This window comes from Pontibacter sp. Tf4, from assembly GCF_014212495.1.
Classification (GTDB): Bacteria; Bacteroidota; Bacteroidia; order Cytophagales; family Hymenobacteraceae; genus Pontibacter.
Map to the genome: position 1 here is coordinate 83,544 of NZ_JACKZC010000011.1, position 22,806 is coordinate 106,349.

13 protein-coding genes and 1 other RNA gene are annotated in these 22,806 nt (G+C 47.7%); 5 read left to right on the forward strand and 9 right to left on the reverse strand.

Features of this window, described 5'->3' with window-relative positions; all coding sequences use genetic code 11:
• Positions 1–107 precede the first annotated feature (107 nt).
• Positions 108–2,336 (forward strand): NADP-dependent isocitrate dehydrogenase, encoded by a 2,229-nt coding sequence (locus H7F15_RS17280; protein ID WP_185198249.1) that lies wholly within the window; start codon positions 108–110, stop codon positions 2,334–2,336.
• A gap of 59 nt (positions 2,337–2,395) precedes the next feature.
• Here the strand turns inward: H7F15_RS17280 and H7F15_RS17285 are convergent, their stop codons facing one another.
• Positions 2,396–2,962, reverse strand: coding sequence for a hypothetical protein (locus tag H7F15_RS17285; protein WP_185198250.1), 567 nt, complete (start codon positions 2,960–2,962; stop codon positions 2,396–2,398).
• 354 nt (positions 2,963–3,316) lie between these two features.
• Between H7F15_RS17285 and H7F15_RS17290 the strand changes: the two genes are divergently transcribed.
• The gene (locus H7F15_RS17290) at positions 3,317–4,225 is read left to right on the forward strand and encodes an NmrA family NAD(P)-binding protein (protein WP_185198251.1); all 909 of its coding nucleotides are present in this window, start codon (positions 3,317–3,319) and stop codon (positions 4,223–4,225) included.
• Positions 4,226–4,701: 476 nt separating this feature from the next.
• Here the strand turns inward: H7F15_RS17290 and H7F15_RS17295 are convergent, their stop codons facing one another.
• The 7 genes from H7F15_RS17295 to H7F15_RS17325 form a co-directional block, all read right to left on the reverse strand.
• Positions 4,702–7,653, reverse strand: a complete 2,952-nt coding sequence (locus H7F15_RS17295; RefSeq protein WP_185198252.1) for a pitrilysin family protein — start codon at positions 7,651–7,653, stop codon at positions 4,702–4,704.
• 52 nt (positions 7,654–7,705) lie between these two features.
• Entirely contained in the window at positions 7,706–9,574 is a 1,869-nt protein-coding gene (locus H7F15_RS17300; protein WP_185198253.1) for a DNA polymerase III subunit gamma/tau, read from the reverse strand.
• A gap of 368 nt (positions 9,575–9,942) precedes the next feature.
• A complete protein-coding gene (gene cfa / locus H7F15_RS17305; protein WP_185198254.1) occupies positions 9,943–11,064 on the reverse strand; it encodes a cyclopropane fatty acyl phospholipid synthase in 1,122 nt (373 codons plus the stop codon).
• Positions 11,065–11,179: 115 nt separating this feature from the next.
• Positions 11,180–12,055: a DUF3667 domain-containing protein gene (locus H7F15_RS17310; RefSeq protein ID WP_185198255.1), complete on the reverse strand. Its 876-nt coding sequence runs from the start codon at positions 12,053–12,055 to the stop codon at positions 11,180–11,182.
• Between the two features lie 231 nt (positions 12,056–12,286).
• The gene (locus H7F15_RS17315) at positions 12,287–13,936 is read right to left on the reverse strand and encodes a catalase (protein WP_185198256.1); all 1,650 of its coding nucleotides are present in this window, start codon (positions 13,934–13,936) and stop codon (positions 12,287–12,289) included.
• Positions 13,937–14,126: 190 nt separating this feature from the next.
• Positions 14,127–15,482, reverse strand: a complete 1,356-nt coding sequence (locus H7F15_RS17320; protein WP_185198257.1) for a PAS domain-containing sensor histidine kinase — start codon at positions 15,480–15,482, stop codon at positions 14,127–14,129.
• The gene (locus tag H7F15_RS17325; protein ID WP_185198258.1) at positions 15,472–16,839 is read right to left on the reverse strand and encodes a sigma-54 dependent transcriptional regulator; all 1,368 of its coding nucleotides are present in this window, start codon (positions 16,837–16,839) and stop codon (positions 15,472–15,474) included. The genes H7F15_RS17320 and H7F15_RS17325 overlap by 11 nt, the downstream gene beginning before the upstream one ends.
• 350 nt (positions 16,840–17,189) lie before the next feature.
• Here H7F15_RS17325 and H7F15_RS17330 point away from each other — a divergent pair, with 350 nt between their 5' ends.
• The 3 genes from H7F15_RS17330 to ssrA all read left to right on the forward strand — a co-directional run bounded on the left by H7F15_RS17330 (position 17,190) and on the right by ssrA (position 21,326).
• The gene (locus H7F15_RS17330; RefSeq protein WP_185198259.1) at positions 17,190–19,559 is read left to right on the forward strand and encodes an ABC transporter permease; all 2,370 of its coding nucleotides are present in this window, start codon (positions 17,190–17,192) and stop codon (positions 19,557–19,559) included.
• A 38-nt stretch (positions 19,560–19,597) separates the two neighbouring features.
• Positions 19,598–20,734: a transglutaminase-like domain-containing protein gene (locus H7F15_RS17335; RefSeq protein WP_185198260.1), complete on the forward strand. Its 1,137-nt coding sequence runs from the start codon at positions 19,598–19,600 to the stop codon at positions 20,732–20,734.
• A gap of 221 nt (positions 20,735–20,955) precedes the next feature.
• Positions 20,956–21,326: a transfer-messenger RNA gene (ssrA, locus tag H7F15_RS17340) on the forward strand.
• 146 nt (positions 21,327–21,472) lie between these two features.
• On the opposite strand, the gene nhaA is transcribed toward ssrA, so the two are convergent.
• Positions 21,473–22,669 carry a Na+/H+ antiporter NhaA gene (gene nhaA / locus H7F15_RS17345; RefSeq protein ID WP_185198261.1) on the reverse strand — a complete coding sequence of 399 codons (1,197 nt, stop codon included), beginning with the start codon at positions 22,667–22,669 and terminating at the stop codon, positions 21,473–21,475.
• Between the last annotated feature and the right edge of the window lie 137 nt (positions 22,670–22,806).

Sequence of the window (22,806 nt, forward strand, 5' to 3'; positions counted from 1 at the left end):
TGCTATCCCGACCTTGCCCGATGGCAACGTTGGCTTAAGCTGATTTAAACACTACGTAGTTATACCTGTTCCGGAAGGAGCAAGTATAGTTTTAACCTAAGAGAAAAATGAGTACAAAAGCATCAAAAATTATCTATACCATTACCGATGAAGCGCCGGCGTTGGCTACGCGCTCGTTCTTACCTATCGTGCAGGCTTTTACCAAAGCAGCTGATATTGAAGTAGAAACAAGAGATATTTCCCTGGCTGGCCGTATCATTGCTGCCTTCCCGGAGAACCTGACAGCAGAGCAGAAGCAGAACGACGACCTGGCGTACCTGGGCGACCTTGCCAAAACACCAGAGGCGAACATCATCAAATTGCCAAATATCAGTGCATCAATCCCTCAGCTGACAGAAGCCATCAAAGAACTTCAGTCACAAGGTTACAACATCCCGGATTATCCTGCCGACCCGAAGAACGATGCTGAGAAAGATGCCAAAGCACGTTATGCTAAAATCCTGGGTAGCGCGGTAAACCCTGTATTGCGCGAGGGTAACTCGGATCGTCGTGTAGCAGATGCGGTGAAACAATACGCTAAAAAGCACCCACATTCAATGGGTAAATGGACTGAAGACTCTAAAACACACGTGGCCCACATGAGCGGCGGCGATTTTTATGGTACCGAGCAGTCTGTTATAGTTGATAGCGCAACCGATGTACGCATTGAGTTTGTTGGCGCCAACGGCGAGACCAAAGTGCTGAAAGACAAAATTGCCCTGAAAGCCGGCGAAGTGATGGATTCATCAGTGATGAGCAAAAACGCACTGCGCTCGTTCCTGGAGAAAGAGATAGAAGATGCGAAGAACAATAACATCCTGCTGTCGCTGCACCTGAAGGCTACCATGATGAAGGTGTCTGACCCTATTATGTTCGGCCACGCGGTGACTGTTTTCTTTAAAGATACTTTTGCCAAGCACGCCGCTACGTTTAAAGAAATTGGTGTGGATGCCAACAATGGTTTAGGTGATGTTTACGCTAAGATACAGAACCTGACTGCTGAGAAGCGTGCCGAGATTGAAGCAGACCTTAAAGCTGAGATGGCCAATCGCCCAGAACTGGCAATGGTAAACTCTGATAAAGGCATTACCAACCTGCACGTACCAAGCGACGTGATCATCGATGCCTCTATGCCGGCGGCTATTCGTTCGTCTGGACAGATGTGGGGACCGGATGGCAAACTGCACGACACCAAAGCGATCATCCCGGACCGTTCGTATGCCCAGATCTACCAGGAAGTGATCCAGTTCTGCAAAGAGAATGGCGCTTTCGACCCGACTACAATGGGTACCGTGCCGAACATTGGTTTAATGGCGCAGAAGGCAGAAGAGTACGGTTCGCATGACAAAACTTTCCAGATGGAAGCTGCTGGTACGGTGTGTGTAGTTGATGCGAACGGCAATACGCTGATGGAGCAGAAAGTAGAAGAAGGCGACATTTTCAGAGCCTGCCAAACAAAAGACCTTCCGATTCAGGACTGGGTGAAACTGGCCGTTACAAGAGCAAGAATCACGAACACACCTGCTATTTTCTGGTTAGATCCACAGCGTGCGCACGATACAAACCTGATCAAGAAAGTAGAAAAATACCTGCAGGACCACGATACAAACGGCCTTGAGATCAAGATCATGTCGCCGGTAGAAGCGATGCGTTATACCTGCGAGCGTGCCAAAGCGGGTAAAGACACTATCTCAGTAACCGGTAACGTACTGCGCGACTACCTGACAGACCTGTTCCCGATCATTGAATTAGGAACAAGTGCTAAAATGCTTTCTATTGTTCCGTTGCTGGATGGCGGTGGATTGTTCGAAACAGGTGCTGGTGGATCTGCACCGAAGCACGTGGAGCAGTTTATTGAAGAAAACTACCTTCGTTGGGATTCGCTTGGTGAGTTCCTGGCACTGGCAGTTTCTTTAGAAGACCTTGCTTACAAAACCAAAAACGAGAAGGCTGAAGTATTGGCAGAAGCCCTGAACAAAGCAAACGCTGAGTTCCTGGAGAAAGACAAGTCGCCGGCCCGTAAAGTAGGTGGCATCGATAACCGTGGCAGCCACTTCTACCTGGCTATGTACTGGGCACAGGCACTTGCCGAGCAAACCAAGAACCAGGAGCTGAAAGACCGCTTCACGAAGCTGGCTCAGGAACTAACCGACAACGAGCAGAAGATCGTAGACGAGCAGATCGCAGCACAAGGTAAGCCAGTTGACATCGGCGGTTACTACCACCCGAACGAAGAGAAGACCAGCAAAGCCATGCGCCCTAGCGAAACACTGAACGCTGCTTTAGCTAACTTCTAATCTGAAGTATAAAGTATAAATAGAAAAGGCTGCCTGAGAGATCGGGTGGCCTTTTTTGATTAAGGCAATTGAGAGCAGGATTTGATATTCCATTGTTTACCATTTTTATCAGTTATTACAAGTTGTGCAGTTTGTATAAAATCTGAACCTTCCTCTTCTACTGTATCAACAGGTATAGTTGCCGGGTTGGCAATAGGTACCAGAAAATCTGAACCTTCCTCTTCTACTGTATCAACAGGATAGCCCCTAAAGTGACTTGTTATGTAATGTAGCTTAAAGTAATCCTTCTTTAATTCTGTTATTTTAATTCCTGATCCAAACCTACTTTCTTCTCCACCCGATTGATCACCTTCTATAAATAATAAGTTTTCTATAGATTTAGTCTTTAATATGTGATTTAAACTTGAGTCAGTGCTATTAATATAAAATTCAACTATATCAGGTGCTTCTGTTTGTGGGTCTGGGTATATAATTTTTATTTCGCTAATACAGGTCTTTAATGCTTGATTAGCGTTGTCATTTGATATTTCAGACTTTATATCTATTCCCTTCCTATTATCAGTATTACAACTGGATGCTATGATAATTACAGCCGCTAATAAGGTCGAAATCAAGTATAACTTCATGGTGGTAAATTATTATCAATATAAGCTTTAGAGGCTACTATCCGAAATTAGTGAAAATTTATAATTGCTATGATTATCATGCTCTTTCGGATTTGCAATCCGAAAGAGCATGATAGCCGCGGATTTGTAATCCGCAATGGCAAAGGCAGTAACTACTCTAACAAGCATGCGGATTGCAAATCCGCAATTAACAGGGTTCCGGATTACAAATCCGAAACAGCTTCAGAAAAATACTTGTCTAAATTAGAAAGTTATTTTTTAGCCAATTGCAACCCTACTGGCAGACATGCCCTTTTAGTGCCACCACAACCTTTCCCATAAATCCCTGTTACAAACCATAGTAACTAAGCAACTATGGAAAACAACACATCACAAACACCAACTATAGTTTTAGCAGGAGTCACCGGAGATTTAGGCGGACGCATTTCCAGGTCGCTTCTTGAGAAAGGAGCTATAGTTAGAGTACTCGTTCGGAACGATAGCGACAAAGCTAAAGTAGATGCCTTACAAAAAGCGGGAGCAACTATAGTTGAAGTTGATTTCCATAATGCTGCTGAGTTAACGAAAGCTTGTGAAGGGGCAAGTTGTGTAGTTTCGGCGCTGTCGGGGCTGCATTATGTTATAGTTGGCATCCAAACGTTGTTGCTGAATGCAGCCGTAGCGGCCGGTGTTCCCCGTTTTATCCCCTCCGACTTCGCCATCGATTTCACGAAGCTGCCCTACGGCAATAACCGCAACCTGGACTTCCGGAAAGAATTTAAAGAACGCTTAGACAAAGCACCAATAGCAGCGACTTCTATACTTTGCGGCATGTTTGCCGATCTGCTTACCGGGCAGGCGCCTATCGTTCTGTTCCCGATAAAAAAGGTAATGTACTATGGCAACCCAGACCAACTAATGGATTTTACAACTATACAGAATACAGCAGACTATACCGCAGCAGCTGCACTCGACCCCACCACACCGCGTTACCTGCGCATTGCTGGGGATGTACTGAATGTTTATAGTTTAAGAGATGCGGCCACGAAAGCTACCGGAGAAGAATTTGGACTGTTAAGGGTTGGCGGACTGGGCTTGCTGAATGCGATCATTAAAGTAACCAAAGCACTTACGCCTGACAGCAAAGATGTTTTTCCGGCCTGGCAGGGCATGCAGTACATGCGCGATATGTTTACCGGCTTACCAAAGCTGGAGCCTCTGGATAATAACCGTTATCCTGAAATTAAGTGGACTAGTGTTGCTGAGGTGCTGGCAAAGCGGTAATGCTTATTCTTGATTTATAATTACTCAGCCCTGCGTTTCCTTACTTCCTGATTTTTTGAGGTACGTGTAAACTATAGCTACTGCTCCACAAAAAGAAGCTGTGTAACCATAGCCCGTTAAAAAACCATAGGCGTTGCTTTCTGATCCAACTAAGAACATCAAAATAATAGAAACGATACCTGATAAAAGAAGTAGTATCGCTTTTGTGTAAGTTAGCCTGTTTTCCATATGCAAGGTTTTAAGGTTACCGATGTATTTGAGTATAGCTGGTTTACTAATATAGCAACTATAGCAACTATAGCACTGTCGGGTTATACTTTTAGACAAACCAAAATATTAACCGGATTAACAACCTCTTTTTCTATAGTTCTATAATTTGCCAAAGCATAAGCCCGGATAAAACAAAAGCGGCAGCCATAGTTGGCTGCCGCTTTTGTTTTAGTCTAATATCTAAATACTAACATCTAACATCTTTATTAATATCCAAACAACTCCTTCAAAGTCAGCTGCTTCACTTTACCGTATTTCTCCAGTTCTTTAAAGTTCAGCTTGTCTTTCGAGCCGATCACCAATATAGCTTGTGGCTGGGCTTTAACATACTTCTGCTGGAACTCCTTTAACTGGTCAAAAGTCATGGTGTTAGCGCTTTGGTACACATCCTGGCGGATGTCGTAGGTCAGGCCTAACTTCTTGGCACGCTCGTAATTGAACAGGATATCAGATTTTGTGATACGCTCCGTAGAAATGCTGTTGCGTAAGGCCGCCTGCGCGTTCTGGAAGTTGGCATCTGCCAGTGGCATATCGGTTAACAGTGCCTGCATACCTGCCATAGCTTCTGCTAATTTATCGGCCTGCGCCCCGATGTAAGACACCAGGTAGTTTGCACGATCCTTTTTAGAAGCAGTGCCATAGCTGGAGTAAGTAGAGTAGGCAAGCGCTTTAGACTCACGCAGGTCCTGGAACACAATGCCACCCATGTACTCGTTGTAAAGGCGCACTACCGGAATAATGTCTTTGTTATAAGGAACAGATTTGCTCACAAACATCATCTCGGCCTGTACCATGTTATAGTCCGCCCAGTAAACAGTTGGCTGCGTAAAATCTATCTCCTTGTAAACCTTCTCGGCAGGCACCGGCTTAAGCGTAGCTGGCACGTTGTGGCCTGCGTTCAGGGCAACTGTCAGCTTATCTGTTTCACGTGGGCCATAGTACAGCACGCGGTGCTCGTAGGTCGGAATGCTTTTAATGATGTTTACCAGCTCCTGCGGTTTTACAGCCTTCAGCTCTTTCTCGCTCATTACCGTGTTGAACGGATTCTTAGGGCCATATTTGGCATAGTTCATCATGGCCTGCTGCAGAATAATGCCTTTGTTTTTCTTGGCATCTTCGCGGGCTTTCAGCATGCCGGCAACCATGTCGTTCAGAGCTTTCTGGTCCGGTTTGGCGTTGGCAAGTACACTTTCGAACAGGTTCAGGCCTTTCTCAAAGTTCTCATCAAGTCCTGTTAAGCTTACATACACCTGGTCGCCGGAAGAGAACACATCAAACGAAGTACCCAGCTTGTAAAACTCTTTCTGAAGTTCTTCAGCAGTGTATTTATCGGTACCCAGGTATTTCAGGTAGTTCACAGCCATGCCCAGTTTAGGGTCGTTGTTGGTACCCATGTCCAGGATATAGTAAAGCTGGAACAAGCCGTTATCCTTATTCTTCGTGTAAAGAAGCGGGATATTCTGCTTTAACTTAGACTCTGTAATGTCTTTCTTATAGTCGATGAACACAGGCTGTAGTGGCGCTACTTCTTTTGCCATAAACTCCTTATAGTACTCCGACTGTGCATCGCGGTTAACGGCTACCGGCGTAATGGCAGGCTTTTCTACTTTCTGAGCGTTCGGGTCTTTGCCGGTCTTTTTGTAAATAATCACATAGTTGTTCTGGAAGTATTTATTAGCCACATCCATTACATCCTGCTTCGTTATTTTGGCAAACTCAGCCGGGCGACTCACAAATTTCTGCCACGGCATCTCATAAATAAAGGCAGATACAAAGGCATCAGCACGGTTGCTGTTTTCTTCATACGCCTTCATGGTGTTTATCTTGTCGTTGTTCACCACCGCCTGTATCAGCGACTCGTCAAACTGGCCTTTCTTGATCAGCTCCAGCTGCTGCAATAACAGATTACGAACCTGGTCCAGTGTCTGGCCTTGGCGTGGCATACCCGTCATCCGGAACATGCCATAATCTTTCATAGGCGTGTCGTAGGCATAGGCCTGCAATACTTTCTGCTGCTGGTTCAGGTTAAGGTCTACCAGACCGGCCTGGCCATTGTAAAGCAGGTTGGTGATCATGTTTACCACCAGGGCATCTTTAGAATTAATGTCCGGCGTACGGAAGGCGATGGATACATTCTCTGCATCCGGACCCAGGATCTCTTTTACAATTGGCTTCTGAATAGGCTTTTCCTGGGCAACGTCAAATGCTGGTTCCGGCTGCTTTTCCATGCTTCCCCAGTACTTGTCAATCAGTTTTATAGTCTGATCAAAATCAATATCGCCGCTCATGGCAATGGCCATGTTGTTCGGGATGTAATACTTGTTGTAGTACTTCTTGATCTCGGTGATAGAAGGGTTTTTGAGGTGTTCTATAGTTCCTATAGTTGACTGCGAGCCATACTGGTGCGTCGGGAACAGGGCAGCACTGATCGCTTCCTGTACTTTCCAACCATCGTTGTCCAGCGTACGGTTTTTCTCTTCGTACACAGCTTCCAGCTCCGTATGGAAAATACGTGGCACCATGTCGCCGAAACGGTCGGCTTCCAGTTCTATCCAGCGCTCCAGTTGGTTGCTCGGGATGTCGTTGGTGTAAACGGTCTGGTCTACCCAGGTATAGGCGTTGGTACCTTTTGCCCCGATGGCACTCAGAATTTTGTCGTACTCGTTGGCGATAGCATACGTAGCGGCTACTCCCGAAACAGAGTCGATCTGTGCATAGATCTTTTTGCGGGCAGCCTCGTCCTTCGTCGCTCTGTATTTTTCGTAAAGCGCTTCAATCTTATCCAGCTCCACTTTCTCTTTTTCCCAGTTCTGGGTTCCCAGTTCCGTGGTACCTTTAAACACCATGTGCTCCAGGTAGTGGGCAAGGCCGGTGGCATCGGCAGGGTCGTTTTTAGAACCGGCACGCACCGCAATAAAGGTCTGGATACGTGGCGCTTCTTCGTAATCTGATAAATATACTTTCAGGCCGTTATCCAGGGTGTAGATGCGGGCGTTCAGCGGGTCGTTTGGTGCTGTTTCGTATTTATATTCTTTTTCGGCTTTGGCTTCAGCAGTAGCCCCGGTTGTAGCCTGTGTCTGGGTGATCTCGTTCTTACACTGGGTTAATGTAAAAGCAGACGCAACCAAAAACAGGGATAATCCCTTTTTAACTGTCATAGTTTGGTTTTTAGGTAATGTTTGTGACTATACGAAGATAGTATATTACAAATTAAAAATCGGTATCGAGGCCAAGGCGCTGTTTCAGGTCAACTATAACCGGGAACTTCTCGGCCAGGTAGTTAAACTTATCCTGCGAGGTATAAAGGCGTTTCTCGTCCTGTATCTCCACTACTTCGGCTCTTAAAACTATAGTTCTGTTGTTGAGCTGGCTTTTAAGCTCAGCAAGCAACGCCGGTCGCAGTGCCGAGAACTGGTCCATCATCACATGGTTATCGAGGTGCAGCGTGATCTCGTTCTGCTCGCTTACATGGTACTGGCGGTTCAGGAGCGTATAGTCCATCATGTTTTCGTCCTTCTTGCGGCGAAGGATAGCATGCCAGGCCGTTTTCAGTTTTGCCTGGTCTACGGGTACAAACGTGCCGTAAGCAGCTTCTTCTGCTTCCTCGGCTGTAGTAGTGGCTGCGTTTGTTGCCGGGGCCTGCTGCAGGTCTTTTAAGCTTGGCAGCTTGCTCAGCTTTTTCTGCGGTGGCAAACCAGGCTTGGATGGTGCAGGCGGAGCCGATGTTACAGGCGCCTTTGGAGCCGGTGGTGCCACGTGCGCATCAGGCGTTATGTGCTGCGGCTTTGGCGGCTGCTGCAGTTCTGCCGATGGTATGCTACCTGCCGGAACCGGTTGCTGCATTTGCTGCGACGGAACAGTGCCATTGGCATGAGTAGGCTGCATGGTAGCAGAAGGAATGGCACCTGTTGATGTGGTAGGGGCTGGTGCCGGCGCCGCTACCTTAGCTTTTTTTGGTTCTGCTCCGTTTTGCGCAAAGCTCAGGGCTGCATTCAGGTGCGCCATTTTCATGAGGCACAGCTCTACGTGCAGGCGCTGGTTTTTGCTGCTCTTATAGTTGGTGTCACAGCTGCTTACCAGGTTCAGGCCCGATAACAGGAACGATACCGAAGATTTGGCAGACTGCTCGGCATACTTAGCTTTGATATTATCCGATACTTCCAGTAACTGTACCGTCTGAGGATCTTTGCAAACCAGCAGACTACGGAAATGCTCGCCAATCCCGATCAGGAAGTTATGCGCATCAAAACCGTTCTTCAGGATCTCATCAAACAACAGCATTGCGCCAGACAGGTTCTGGTTCAGCAGGTCGTCCGTCAGCCGGAAATAATAATCATAATCCAGGATGTGCAGGTTCTCTACGGTAGCTTTGTAGGTTACATTGCTGCCCGAGAAGGTTACCATCTGGTCGAAAATTGACAAGGCATCACGCAATGCGCCATCTGCTTTCTGCGAGATCAGGTGCAGTGCATCGGGCTCGGCCTGTATGTTCTCTTTCTGGGCAATATTACCCAGGTGGCGCACCATGTCCTCAATCCTGATTCTGTTAAAATCGAAGATCTGGCAGCGCGACAGGATGGTTGGGATGATCTTGTGGCGCTCGGTGGTAGCCAGAATGAAAATGGCATACGATGGCGGCTCTTCCAGCGTCTTCAGAAAGGCGTTGAAGGCCTGGTTAGAGAGCATGTGCACCTCATCTATGATATAGATCTTATATTTACCGGTTTGCGGGGCATAGCGCACCTGCTCCACCAGGTTCCGGATATCCTCTACGGAGTTGTTGGAAGCGGCATCGAGCTCATGGATGTTGAACGAGCTGTTGCTGTTAAAGCTACGGCAGGATTCGCACTCGTTGCAGGCTTCGGTTTCCGGGGTAATGTTCTGGCAGTTTATAGTTTTGGCCAGAATACGGGCACAGGTAGTTTTACCCACCCCACGCGGACCGCAAAATAAAAATGCCTGCGCCAGGTGCTTACTGCTGATGGCGTTTTTCAGGGTGTTGGTTATATGGTGTTGCCCTACCACGCTATCGAACGTGCTCGGGCGGTACTTACGCGCTGATACTACGAAATTTTCCATTACTACAAAGATAATCAATCTGAAGCTCAGATGCGACGGCTTTTTATCCAACAGTTTTCCATAGAGTTATCCACGGGCTATAGTTGGAAAGTTAGAAAGTTGGGAAGTTAAAAAGTTAGAAAAAGAAAGGTGTTTGGTATTTGTAGAGGCACAATACTTTGCGTCTTTAGTCTGAATCAGGATTTTCAGGATTTTATGATTTTCAGGATTGTATTATGCCGCAAGTTTAGCAGTAGCGTAACTTGTGGCTGACTATGGGGCCAATTTGCAAATGGCATGTATCAAACTATAGTTTCAGCTCTTATGGGGCCAGAGGCCTAACCTATAGTTCGGCAAGGGTGACTTCCCTTACCATCTTATGCTATAGTTTACCGCACCGCCTCGTAGCCGCCTATAGTTCCTTTTTTGGAAAGTACCAGTTGCCATAGTTGGTTGTTGCGTGCCCGGAACGAGCCGGCGCTGGAGAGCAGGTAGTATTTCCACATGCGGTAAAAGCGGTCGCCATATTCGCCCTGCAGCTGGGACCAGTTGAAGTCAAAGTTCCGGAACCAGGCCACCAGAGTTAGGTCGTAATACGGTCCGAAGTTGTGCCAGTCTTCCACTATAAAAAGATGCTCCATGGCGCTACCCAGCTGTTTAACGGAAGGGATCAGGCAATTCGGGAAAATGTAGGTGTCTGTGAACGGATCTGCGGCGACCCTGGAAAAATTGCTGCCGATGGTGTGCAGCAGAAACAAGCCATCCTCTTTCAGGCAACGGGCGGCCGTTTGCATAAACCGGCGGTGGTTACGGTAGCCAACATGCTCAAACATCCCCACCGAAACGATGTGGTCGAACTGTTCCTGCAGGTCGCGGTAATCCTGCAGGCGTATCTCAATGGGTAGCCCTTTGCAGATTTCCCGGGCCAGTGCAGCCTGCTCTTCCGAGACGGTTATGCCTACAACCTCAACGCCATAGTTTTCGGCTGCATATTTTGCAAAACCACCCCAGCCGCAGCCAATGTCCAGCACGCGCTGCCCCGGTTGCAGGTATAGTTTCCGGCAGATCAGGTCGAGCTTGTTTTCCTGGGCCTGGTCCAGGTTATTGGCATCTTTCCAGTAGCCGCAACTATAGTTCATGCGCTTGTCGAGCATAAGCTGGTATAGTTTGTTGCCTATGTCGTAGTGGCGCTGTGCGTTTCGGGTGGCTCTGCCTTTGCCCTGCAGGTTAAAAAGCCTTGCCAGCAACACCTGTAGCACCGAACGCCACCCAAGCTTTGCCTGCCTGTACAGGTCAGCCCGTATTGCTTTAAAAACAAACTGGTCTATGTTTTCGCAATCCCACCAGCCATCCATGTACGCCTCTCCCAAACCCAGGGTACCTTCTGTAAGCACACGTTTGTAAAAGCGGTTGTCGTGCACCTGCAGGTCCCATGGCGCAGTACCATTTACCGTTACACCGGCGGTTGCTAAAATAGCAGTTACCTGTTGTTGCAGGGGTTGCGCGCTCATAATTCTACGTTATGTATAAGTTGCTGACAACTATAGTTTTATACTATGTAGATATGAACGCGGGTAACGTATAATGGTTGAAGTCCGAAACGCTGAGTAGCGGGTTAAGAGGTTGCTACACTGAATACAAAGTTATCAGCACTAAACCAAAGCAGCTAAGCAGCATCAGGAAAGTGTACGCAAAGGCCAGCATCATAAATTTGGAAACTGTACGCCAGCGCGAACTCCTGTACATGGTGCGCATAGATCTGTAAATGTACCAGACTGAAACTATAAATCCGGCCAGCAAAATCCAGCTTGATAAGAAAGGCAGCAACCACTTTAGCGCAATAAGGATAGCCCCGAACAGGAACAGGAACGAATGCACATGAATGGAATAGATCAGGTGCTCGGCATATAACTTTTTAGACCGGATGTTTACCAGTTTAAGAATCAGGGCGAACAGAGGCAGCAAAAGGAACATTGTTTTAGGCAGGTGGCTTACCAGCTTATTTTTGAAAAGCGCACTTCTTAACTCATCTTGCTTCACCTCCCGGAACTTAGCGTTAAGGCCCTTTATCGGTACATCCCATCCGTTTATGCTAATATTATCTTTCACGGGTATTTTCTCTTCCGGTCTTTCGGTAACTATAGTTTTACCGGCGCCGGCTTTCTCTTTCAGTATCTTTTTTTGGTTGATGTTGGTGTTAGCCGTGAAAAGAAAGAAGAACAGGATGCTGATAGAAATATACATGCTGAACGGGTTGAGGTAGGATGCACGGCGGCCGGCAAAATACTCTTTGGTTAAAAAGCCCGGCTTCGTGAAAAGTGGGACCAGGCTGTTAAAAAACTTCGACTCAACATGGAAGTAGTGGCCAACACTGTGCAGCATCAGGTGCAGGAAGCTTTCGTGGAGTTGGAGATTTTCCTGGCCACAGTTTGTACAAAACTTATCGGGTACTGTGTTGCCGCAGTTCAGGCAATCGTTTTCGGAGCGGTAATGTTTTTTCATAGTAGGTTGGGAATAACGGAGCGCGAAAATAAGCATTGTTGTACGGTGTAAAGTATATTAATCCAAAAAAATATTCAACTTAAACTATAGTTGGCAACAGGGTTAAAAAACTATAGTGTTGTAAAAAGTGCACCTGTTCTGAATGAGGATGAAAGGCATAAAAAAACCGTAGCCAGCTTATAGGGCTGACCACGGTTTTAAAGTAGAAACTATACGTTACTGATGTAAACCTTAGTATGGTTTAGCGGAATGTGATCTTGTCTGCGCTTCTTCCACAGCCTGCTCGCCGGTTACATTGCCCAGCGGGCCATCTGTGCCTTCCAGCAGGTCGTGCTTCATTGTTTTTTTCGCTTCTTTCACTGCCCGCTCAATGCTTTCCTTCACTCTTCTGCCATACTCTTCATCTGCCTGGGTAAAGTAGCTCAGCATTTTTTCCTGTATGCGCGGGTCGCATTTGGCCAGGTCGTTGCCCAGGTTATTGATCAGTTCATCGCGTTCCCAGTCTTCGAAGCTGCGGAACGTTTCGCCGGCCTGCTTAAACGGGTTGGCGCGGTCAATGGCCTGGCGCATGAGGTTGGCTTCGTACCGAGGCATGTAATCTTTGCCCGGCTTCGGCGCTTCCTGTAAACCACCTAAAATCGACGGCTCATAGTTCACGTGTATGTTCTGGCCTTCTGCAAAGTCTGTGTCAAAAGCCATCTGGCCGCCGCGCTGGTTGGTAGCTACGTGTGTTTTAGGCGCATTTATAGGCAGCTGCAGGTAGTTGGCCCCCACGCGGTACCGCTGGGTGTCGGAGTAGGAGAAGGTACGGCCCTGCAGCATCTTATCATCCGAAAAGTCAAGCCCGTCCACCAGCACACCAGTACCAAACGCGGAAAGCTCTACCTCGTTAAAGTAGTCTACCGGATTGCGGTTCAGGGTCATTTTGCCAATCGGGTACCACGGAAATTTATCGTTCGGCCATAGTTTGGTATCGTCCAGCGGGTCAAAATCCAGTTCGGGGTGGTCGTCGTCGCTCATGAGCTGCACATTCAGTTCCCACTCCGGAAAATCACCCCGCTCTATGGCTTCGTACAGGTCTTGGGTGGCGTGGTTAAAGTTCTTGCCCTGTATCTCCTGTGCCTCTTTCTGTGTAAGGTTGCGGATGCCCTGCAGCGGTTCCCAGTGGTATTTTACCAGCATGGCCTCGCCGTCTGCATTCACCCATTTATAGGTGTTCACTCCCGAGCCCTGCATCTGTCTATAGTTGGCCGGTATGCCCCACGGCGAGTACAGGAACGTAACCATGTGGGTAGCTTCGGGTGTGCCTGAGAAAAAGTCGAAAATACGTTCTGCGCTCTGGATGTTAGTAACCGGGTCCGGTTTCTGTGAGTGGATCAGGTCCGGAAATTTCATGGCATCGCGGATGAAGAAGATCTTGAGGTTGTTGCCTACCAGGTCCCAGTTGCCATCTTCGGTGTAAAATTTAACAGCAAAACCACGTGGGTCGCGCAGGGTTTCGGGGGAGTGGGTGCCGTGGCCTACCGTAGAGAAACGAACAAAGGTTGGTGTCTCTTTTCCTTTTTTAAAGACCTTGGCCCGGGTAAATTTTTCGACAGGGTCGTTGCCAACGGTGCCGTAGGCTTTAAATACGCCATGGGCGCCGGCGCCACGGGCATGCACCACACGTTCCGGCACACGTTCCCGGTCAAAGTGCGAGATCTTTTCGATGAAGTGGTAGTTCTCCATGGTAGCCGGTCCACGGTTGCCTACTGTCCGGATGTTCTGGTTATCGGTTACGGGGTGGCCCTGGCGGGTAGTAAGTGTGCGGCCTTTTTCCTGGCCATTGCCTTTGTGGCCCTTGCCTGTGCTGGCAGTGCGGTACTTTTTGTTTTCATTCATGGCGCGATACCGGTTGATGATTAATACGTTAACTTAACCGGTATACTCTATCTCAGGGAGTTATGTTCATAGATATTGTCTATATTTAACTTTGATAAATCTATAATTGCATAAATATTGTTAAACTAAGCAGCCTTGAAGAGCTCACTGATGTTTATGAGATCTTTATAAAGATACGCGCTGAAATTAATCAGAAAGTCAGCTTAAAGGTAGTACCAACTCCCACTTCACTTTCTACCTGAATAGTGCCTTTGTGCAGGTGCATGATGTGCTTGGAAAGGCTAAGTCCGATGCCGGAGCCGTCTTTGTGCGAAGTAAAGAAGGGAATAAAAATGCTTTCCAGTATCTCTTCCGGAATGCCGGAGCCGTTGTCGAGCACTTCTATAGTTATTTTGTCTTCCTGTGGCCGGGCTACCAGCAGTATCTGTGGATTTTGCCGCTCCCGAACCGCGCGCTGTGCATTGGTAATCAGGTTGATAAGCACTTGTTCCAGCAGGTTCACGTCGCCAACTATAGTTAATTCTGTGGGGGATACTTTACAACTATAGCTGATACCTTCTTCTTCCAGCCGCGGGCGCATCAGGGCATCTATGCTTTTAAAAAGCTCCTGCACGTAAATGGTAGTCAGGTTCAGGTGCTGTTGCTTGTTGAGATTGCGGTAAAACTGCGTGAAACGTAAAAGCCCTTCGCTGCGCTTTTTAATGATGCCAATGCCTTCTTCGGTATCTTCCAGCAGTTCTACATCCACTACGGCTTCAGGTTCTGAACTATAGCGTTCGCGCTCCAGGTGCAGGTGTTTGCCTAAGGTATCGGCCAGCGAGGCAATAGGGGCTACCGAGTTCATAATCTCATGCGTCATCACGCGGAGCAGTTTCTGCCAGGCTTCGGTCTCGGTGGCATCTACGGTGGCGCTCACGTTTTTCAGAACTATAAGCAGCAGGTTGCGGTGCTGCATAGTAAAGGCCGTAGCCGACACCAGCAACTGCGCCTGACCGGCAGGTAATTTGAGTTTCACCTGGGTTGTTTCTCCTGATGCTATAGTTTGCAGTGACTCGTACAGGGCAGGGTAGCGGTTCTCCAGGCTGTTCACACTCTTCAGATAGGGCACGCCCAGCATCTTTTTAAACGCGTCGTTTACCCATTCTACCTCACCAGTCTCCGCATCTACAGCCATTATGCCGGTATCCACCAGCTGTAGTATGGTTTGCATGTACTGGAACTGGGCCTCGCGCTCGATGTGCAGTTGCTTAAATGTGTTGTTGATCAGGTTAAACGCTTTGTGCAGCTGTTGTAATGAGGAGTTTGTGTTCTCGTTAAAGCGTTGCGAAAAATCACGCTGTTTTACTGCTTCCAGAAATTTGGCCAGCTCGTTGTTGCTGCGGGTTACATAACGGGCCATCTCCCATAGTTGCGCCAGCATAATCAGTATACCCGATGTTACCTGCAGCCAGGTATAGTTGGTCAGGTATTGCACGGTAAGGTACATCATGCCCAGCAAAAGTGTAAACCGGACAAACAACCCGAGCTCCAGTCGCTTAGATATCATATTTGTTCAGGCGGCGGTAAAGGGCGGTGCGGGTAAGGCCAAGTTCTTTGGCAGCCTTCGAGATGTTGCCTTTGTTCTTTTCGATCACGCGGCGTATGGTTTCGCGCTCTATCTCGCTTAGCGGCATGTTGGTTTCTGCAGCAAACGAAGCTATAGTTTGGGTAACAGGTGCCAGCTCCATGGCCGAGAATGTGAAGTCCTGTGGTTGCAGCACGTTGTTTTCGGCCAGAATGATGGCCCGCTCTACGGCATGCTGCAATTCGCGCACGTTGCCCGGCCAGCTATGCTGATTCAGTTTTTGTAGGGTGGCAGGTGCAAACTCCGGTACCGGTTTATGGTTCTTCAGCGCATAGATTTCCGCAAAGTGCCGGGCCAGCAACTCCACATCGCCGTGGCGCTGCCGCAGCGGGGGCAAGGTGATCTCTACGGTATTAATGCGGTAGATCAGATCTTTACGGAACAGGTTTTTGGCTGCCAGTTCGTAAATCGGTTCGTTGGTTGCCGATATCAGCCGGATGTCCACCGGCACGGGTGTGTTGGAGCCAAGCGGTGTTACCTGCCGGTTTTGCAGCACCGTTAACAGCTTGGCTTGCATGGCCGGCGAAATATTCCCGATCTCATCTAAGAACAGCGTGCCACCGTTGGCAGCTTCAAAACGGCCTTTCCGGTCTTCTTTGGCATCGGTAAAAGCGCCTTTTTTAAAACCGAACAGCTCACTCTCAAATAAAGTATCGGTCAGGGCAGCTACATCCACGCTCACAAAAGGCTTATTTGCGCGGAAGGATTTCTCGTGAAGTGCGCGTGCTACCAGTTCCTTGCCTGTTCCGTTCTCACCCAGTATGAGCACGTTGGCCTCGGTGGGGGCAATTTTTTCGATCTTGTAAAGGATATCCTGTAGAGCTTCGGACTGGCCAAGAATGGTTGTCTGCTGCGTGGCTATAGTTTGCTTGCCGGTTTTTTTGCCGCCTTTGGCATTCAGGGCGTTATGCAGTGTTTCCAGCAGCTTGTCGTTGTGCCAGGGCTTCACGATGAAGTCGTGTGCGCCTTGTTTTAAAGACTTCACTGCCAGCTCCACATCGCCATACGCCGTGATCAGGATAACGGTGGCGTCTTTGTCTTTATCCAGTATCTGGCGCAACCAGTAAAGGCCTTCGTTGCCGGTATTCAGTGCGCTTTTAAAGTTCATGTCCAGGAAAATGACATCAAACTTCTCTTTGGATAGCAGGCTGATAAGGTTGTCCGGATTTTTTTCAGTCACCACTTCTTTTACCTCCGTTTTCAGCAACATTTTCAGTGCAAAAAGCACGTCGGTTTCATCGTCAACTATTAAAACTTTACCGGTTTTTCCTGTGGCCATAGTACAAGCATTTCCTATTCTGATACCGAATTTAAATAAATTATTCGGGGATTTATACTAACTGAACTATAGGTTAATTTCACAGCGCCTTTCTTTTAAGTTACAGTATTGCTACAGTGCAATTTGCTATAGTTTGTCTGGTAAAATGCTGTAACGCTACCGCACAGGTGTTCACGCAGATTGTGTATCGGAAGCGTACAGTTTTATAGTTTTGGTTTTGCGTAAGTGTTTGAATTATAGCTTTTTGTAAAAGTGGCATTCAAATTTCTATATACCTGGCAGTGTGCAGGCAAATACCTGCTGCTGTTCAAAAAGAAGATTTTTTACTGAGCCAATAAATTTCCAGAACTATGATCAAGAACTACTTCAAAATGGCCTACCGCAACCTGCTGCGCCACAAAGTTTTTTCCCTGATCAACATCTCGGGGCTGGCGCTGGGCATGACCTGTAGCATCCTGATATTGCTGTGGGTGCGCGACGAACTGAGCTTTGATCGTTTTCATCAGGATACCGATAACCTGTACCGGTTAATGGAACTGCAGAGCTACCCGGGGGCCGACAACCTGACAACCGATGCCACGCCCGGTCCGTTGGCCGAAGCCCTGGAAAAAGACTTTCCGGAAATAAAACATGCTGTGCGTAGCTCTACCTGGGAATGGAAAAAGCTGTTGACCTACCAGGATAAAATTCTGAAAGTAGATGGCCGTTATACAGATCCCGCTTTTTTTGAGATGTTCTCGTTCCCGTTGCTGCACGGCGATGCGCGGCAGGTGCTGGTAAATCCTAATTCTATTGTTATCTCTGAGAAAGTAGCCATCCAGTTCTTTGGTTCTGCTGAAGAGGCCATGGGCAAAATATTTAAAGTAGATAACCGCGACAGCTACAAAGTGACCGGCGTGATGCAGGATGCGCCTAAAAACTCCTCTATGCAGTTTGACTGGGTACTTCCGTTAGGGGACCTGATAAACCACCCGGACGGGCATTGGCTGAAAAGATGGGATAACAATGGCATCCGTACGTTTGTGCAGCTGCAGCCGGGCACCGACCTAGTGGCTTTTAACGAGAAAATTAAAAATCATATAACCAAGTACAGCAAAGACGACGACACAGAGCTTTTTCTGCAGCCGGTGAGCGAAATGTATCTGTACGGCAAATTTAACGGCACCAAAGTAGCCGGGGGCGGCAGAATAGAAACCGTGCGCCTGTTTTCGGTGGTCGCTGTGTTTATACTTGCCATTGCGTGTATCAATTTCATGAACCTGGCTACAGCCCGCTCTGCCAAACGCGCCAAAGAAGTAGGCGTGCGCAAGGCCATCGGGGCAAACAAATCCTCACTCATAAAGCAGTTTATGATCGAGTCGATGCTCGTGGCTTTTCTGGCGCTGTTCGTATCCGTAAACCTGACAGGTATTTTGCTGCCGCACTTTAACGAGCTTACCGGCAAGTTTATAACGCTGGACCTGAGCGACCCGGCCTTGCTTTCGCTGTTATTCGGTGTGGCTATAGTTACCGGAATTCTATCGGGCAGTTACCCGGCTTTCTTCCTGTCGTCTTTCGACCCGGTAGTGGTGTTGAAGGGCACAAGTAAAGTAAGTAAGCGCATCTCCGTTTTCCGCAAAGGGCTGGTAGTGTTTCAGTTTATTTTATCCGGCCTGCTTATCATCAGCACACTGGTGGTATACCTGCAGCTGCACTATATTCGCACCAAAAACATTGGCCTTAACCGCGAAAATGTCCTTTACTTTCAGCTGGACGGTGACCTTGGCAAAAAGTATGAAGTACTGAAACGTGACCTGCAGAATATACCGGGTATTGTAGGACTGAGCGCTTCCGACCAGATCCCGCTTGATATCAGCAACTCGACCGGTGATGTGCACTGGAAAGGAAAAGACCCTAATGCAAATGTGCTGTTTGGGATGATGGCTGTGGACTATAACTATGCAAATGCCATGGGCATCCAGGTGAAAGATGGCCGCGATTTCTCAAAAGATTTTGGCACTGATACATCAGCCTTTATCATTAACGAAGAAGCTGTACGCCTGATGCAACTTCAGGACCCGGTAGGGCAGCCGATCCAGATCTGGAACATCAAAGGGCATATAGTTGGCGTGGTGAAAGACTTTAATTCCCGCTCGATGCACAGCAGCATGCAGCCACTTATTTTAAGGTTACAGGATGCCAACCAACGCTACCTGTACGCACGCATTGCACCCGGACAGATGCCCGAAGTGCTGGCAGCAGTAGAGCAGATCGTGAAGCGCCACAATCCTGCTTTCCCGTTTGAGTACCACTTCCTGGACGAAGACTTTGAGAAGATGTACAAAAGCGAAGCTGTAATGGGTAGGTTAACGCAATATTTTGCCATCATTGCCATCTTTATTTCCTGCCTCGGTTTGTTTGGGCTGGCCTTATTTACAGCCGAGCAGCGCACCAAAGAGATCGGTATCCGCAAAGTATTGGGTGCATCGGTGGCCAGTATTGTGTACATGCTGAGCAAGGGTTTCCTGAAACTGGTGCTGATTGCGAACCTGATTGCCTTGCCGCTGGGCTGGTATTTTATGAACGGCTGGCTGGAGAACTATGTAGACCGCACCGACATGAGCTGGTGGATCTTCGCTTCGGCTTTCATCTCAACTATAGTTATAGCTATCATTACGCTGAGCTTCCATGCCATTAAAACAGCTATAGCTAACCCGGTCACTTCGCTTAGAACAGAATAAGAATTACTATTTCCGAACTATAAGTACAATCTAAAACCATGAAAAAGTCATTATCATTTTTACTTGTAATGCTGGTGCTGGTAGCTCCTGCTATTGCTCAGAAAACATACAAAGGCCTGCCTGTACTAGAGGCTACCAGTAAAGTTGCAGACTATAAAGTTGGCACTGAATGGGTAAAAGGCAACTGGAACATTACCCCGGAGCTAGCCGTGGATGTACTGAAAGTACCCGTGCACAACAAAAAAGTGAAGTTCTCTTTCTATACTGATTCCGACTCCATCAGCTTTACCGTAAAGCCGGGTTCTTCGCACCAGTTTTATGTGCTGCTCAATAACAAAGACTACGCACTGACCGAAATTAAAGGCTATGGTTTTGAGGCCCTCAAATTTAACAAGGCTGCTACAAAGCCGGGCTATAGTTTTGTGTATGAGCAGAACCAGAACAACGAGTTTCTGAACACCCTGCGTGAGCAGTACAACCTGGATGCTATAGTTGCCGGTGCTGCCAACGACACCGAAAGAGCCCTGCGCATGGTGAACTGGGTGCACAAACAGTGGGACCATAACGGCATGAACCAGCCCTCGCAACCAGATGCGCTGACGATTCTGGCCGAAGTAAAACAAGGTAAACAGTTTCGTTGTGTGGAGTACGGTACTGTTACAGCTGCCGCGCTTAATTCCATTGGGTTACCGGCTCGCCGCCTGGGTTTAAAGATGAAAGAAGTAGAAACGACTGAATTTGGTGCCGGCCACGTGTTGCTGGAAGTTTACCTGCCCGACCTGAAGAAGTGGGTATTGCTGGATGGCCAGTTCGACGTGATGCCGGTACTGAACAATGTGCCGCTCAATGCAGTGGAGTTTCAGCAGGCCATAGCCAACAACTATGATAAACTGGAGATAAGAAGCTTGTCGGGTACCAGTAAAGCGCAATACGTGAACTGGATCTACCCGTACCTGTACTACTTTGATGTGAAATTTGATAACCGCGAAGGCATAGCCCTGGATCGCAAAACTATAGATGGCAAGTTGTCGCTGATGCTGCTGCCGGTTGGAGCCAAAGAGCCAAAGGTTTTCCAGATCGTTAATCCACTGGACTATTGCAAATACACTACCTCGGTAGCAGATTTTTACCAGGCCCCGGAAACAAGCACTAAAACAGGCACTGCCCGGAAATAACTATAGTTACAGATTAGTTTGTGTTTAGCTTACCCCAAACCCTTCCGAGGTGTGCAGCCATGCGCGCCGAGGAAGGGCTTTGAACTTATAATAGCTGAACTTTACGAACTATAGTTATGTTTAAATAACAGCTGCCAGACATCGGAATACGATAAAATTGCGTATGTTTGTGGCATACTTCTTGAAGTATAAAAGCAGCAAGAATTCGTTCTTTAATTTATGGGGTAGACCGGAATTGACAGCTTGTGCAGATTGCGTGTAAGCATGTCGGGTGATGAACGTACCACCTGTTAAAAATCCGTTCGAACAATAACTGGCGAATATAACTACGCCATGGCTGCTTAATCTAGGTATTAAGCACTAGCCATAGTCTCGTGCAGGTTTCGTAAATCTGCCTGCACATCAGAGGCTTCGATCCGATTTACTAGCTTGTGTAAAGGTGTGGTGCACAGGCGAAACTAAAGCACCTAAGGAGTGCGCATAAGTTTGGTTTATACTTGCAAGCTCCCGACAATCCGAATAAACCTAAGCATGTAGAAGGCACGACGGTTTCCTTGTCTGGACCAGGGTTCGAATCCCTGCTACTCCACAATCATTTATAAAAAAAGGGCTTTTACGCTATGTAGAAGCCCTTTTTTGTTTTCTGTTCTGATATCAGTCAAACACTTTTATGAAATCTGCTAACAGAAGCCTGTCATTTCAGGAACGGCTTTAGTAGTTCGTAAGAATCCACGACAATTATTGTGTGATGGGCACATCGGTCAGTTCGTTCTTTGCACCCAGCCTCCTCAGGAACAGGTAACCTGACAAACCTGCAATTACAGATGCTACCAGAATAGCAAACTTAGCTTGCGTTTGAAAAGCCGGATCATCGAAAGAAAGCAGTGCGATAAAGATAGACATGGTAAACCCGATGCCAGCCAGTAAGCCTAAGCCAACAAACTGCAGCCATTTGGTACCAGCAGGTAAAGTACTGATTCCTAATTTTACCGACAACCAGGAGAAAAAGACAATCCCGATCGGTTTGCCTATTAACAGGCCAAAAATAATTCCCATTCCCAGGGTGCTGGTAAGCCCATCCAGCATGCTCATCTCAAATGTAATATTGGTATTGGCCAGCGCAAAAACCGGCATGATCAGGAAGTTGACAGGTTTGGTCAGGGCATGCTCCAGTTTCTCCAGCGGAGATTCTGTTTCGTCAGGAGTGGTAGGTAGTGTTAACGCAGTCAGCACACCTGCAATGGTGGCGTGTATGCCTGAATGGTGGATAAAATACCATATCACGACGCCTGGCAACAGGTAAAGCCAGATATTCTTTACGCCCATCCGGTTAAAGACAATCAGCAGCGCGAAAACGCCTGCTGCATATAAGAGGTAATTCAGGTGCATTTCTGTTGAGTAGAACAAGGCGATCACCACAATGGCACCCAGGTCATCCACAATAGCCAGTGCCGTTAAAAATACCTTTAAAGATAGCGGCACCCGTTTGCCCAGAAGCGTTATTACGGCAATGGCAAAGGCAATATCGGTTGCCATAGGTATTCCCCAGCCATTAGCGGTAGCGGTGCCCTGGTTGAACAAACTATACACCACCGCCGGAACCAGCATCCCGCCGATGGCGGCAAACACAGGCAGGGCCGCTTGCTTAAAGGAAGATAGCTCTCCCTCCACCAACTCCCGTTTTATTTCCAACCCTACCAGCAGAAAGAATATAGCCATCAGGCCGTCATTGATCCAGAGCAGAACAGGGTATCTTAACTGCAGCGCTTCTGATTCATACCCTATTTGCTGCGCCAGCAAACGTTCGAAGCCGGGGCCAAGGGGCGAATTGGCGATGATTAAAGACAGCACAACGCAGGCCATTAAAATAAAGCCGCCTGCTGATCCGGATTTTAAAAAGTCTTTGAAAGAGGTGAGGTTGATTTTTTGTAGCATGCTTAAATCTACATAATTCGTTGCTGGTGTGCCAGTTTAGGGTATGTTTTCTGAGGTGGGTCAGGGCGTATTCTTACCTCTGAACAGTTAGCACTACGAAAAGTCTAATAAAGTTCTGCCGCTATGGGGCTATTCTA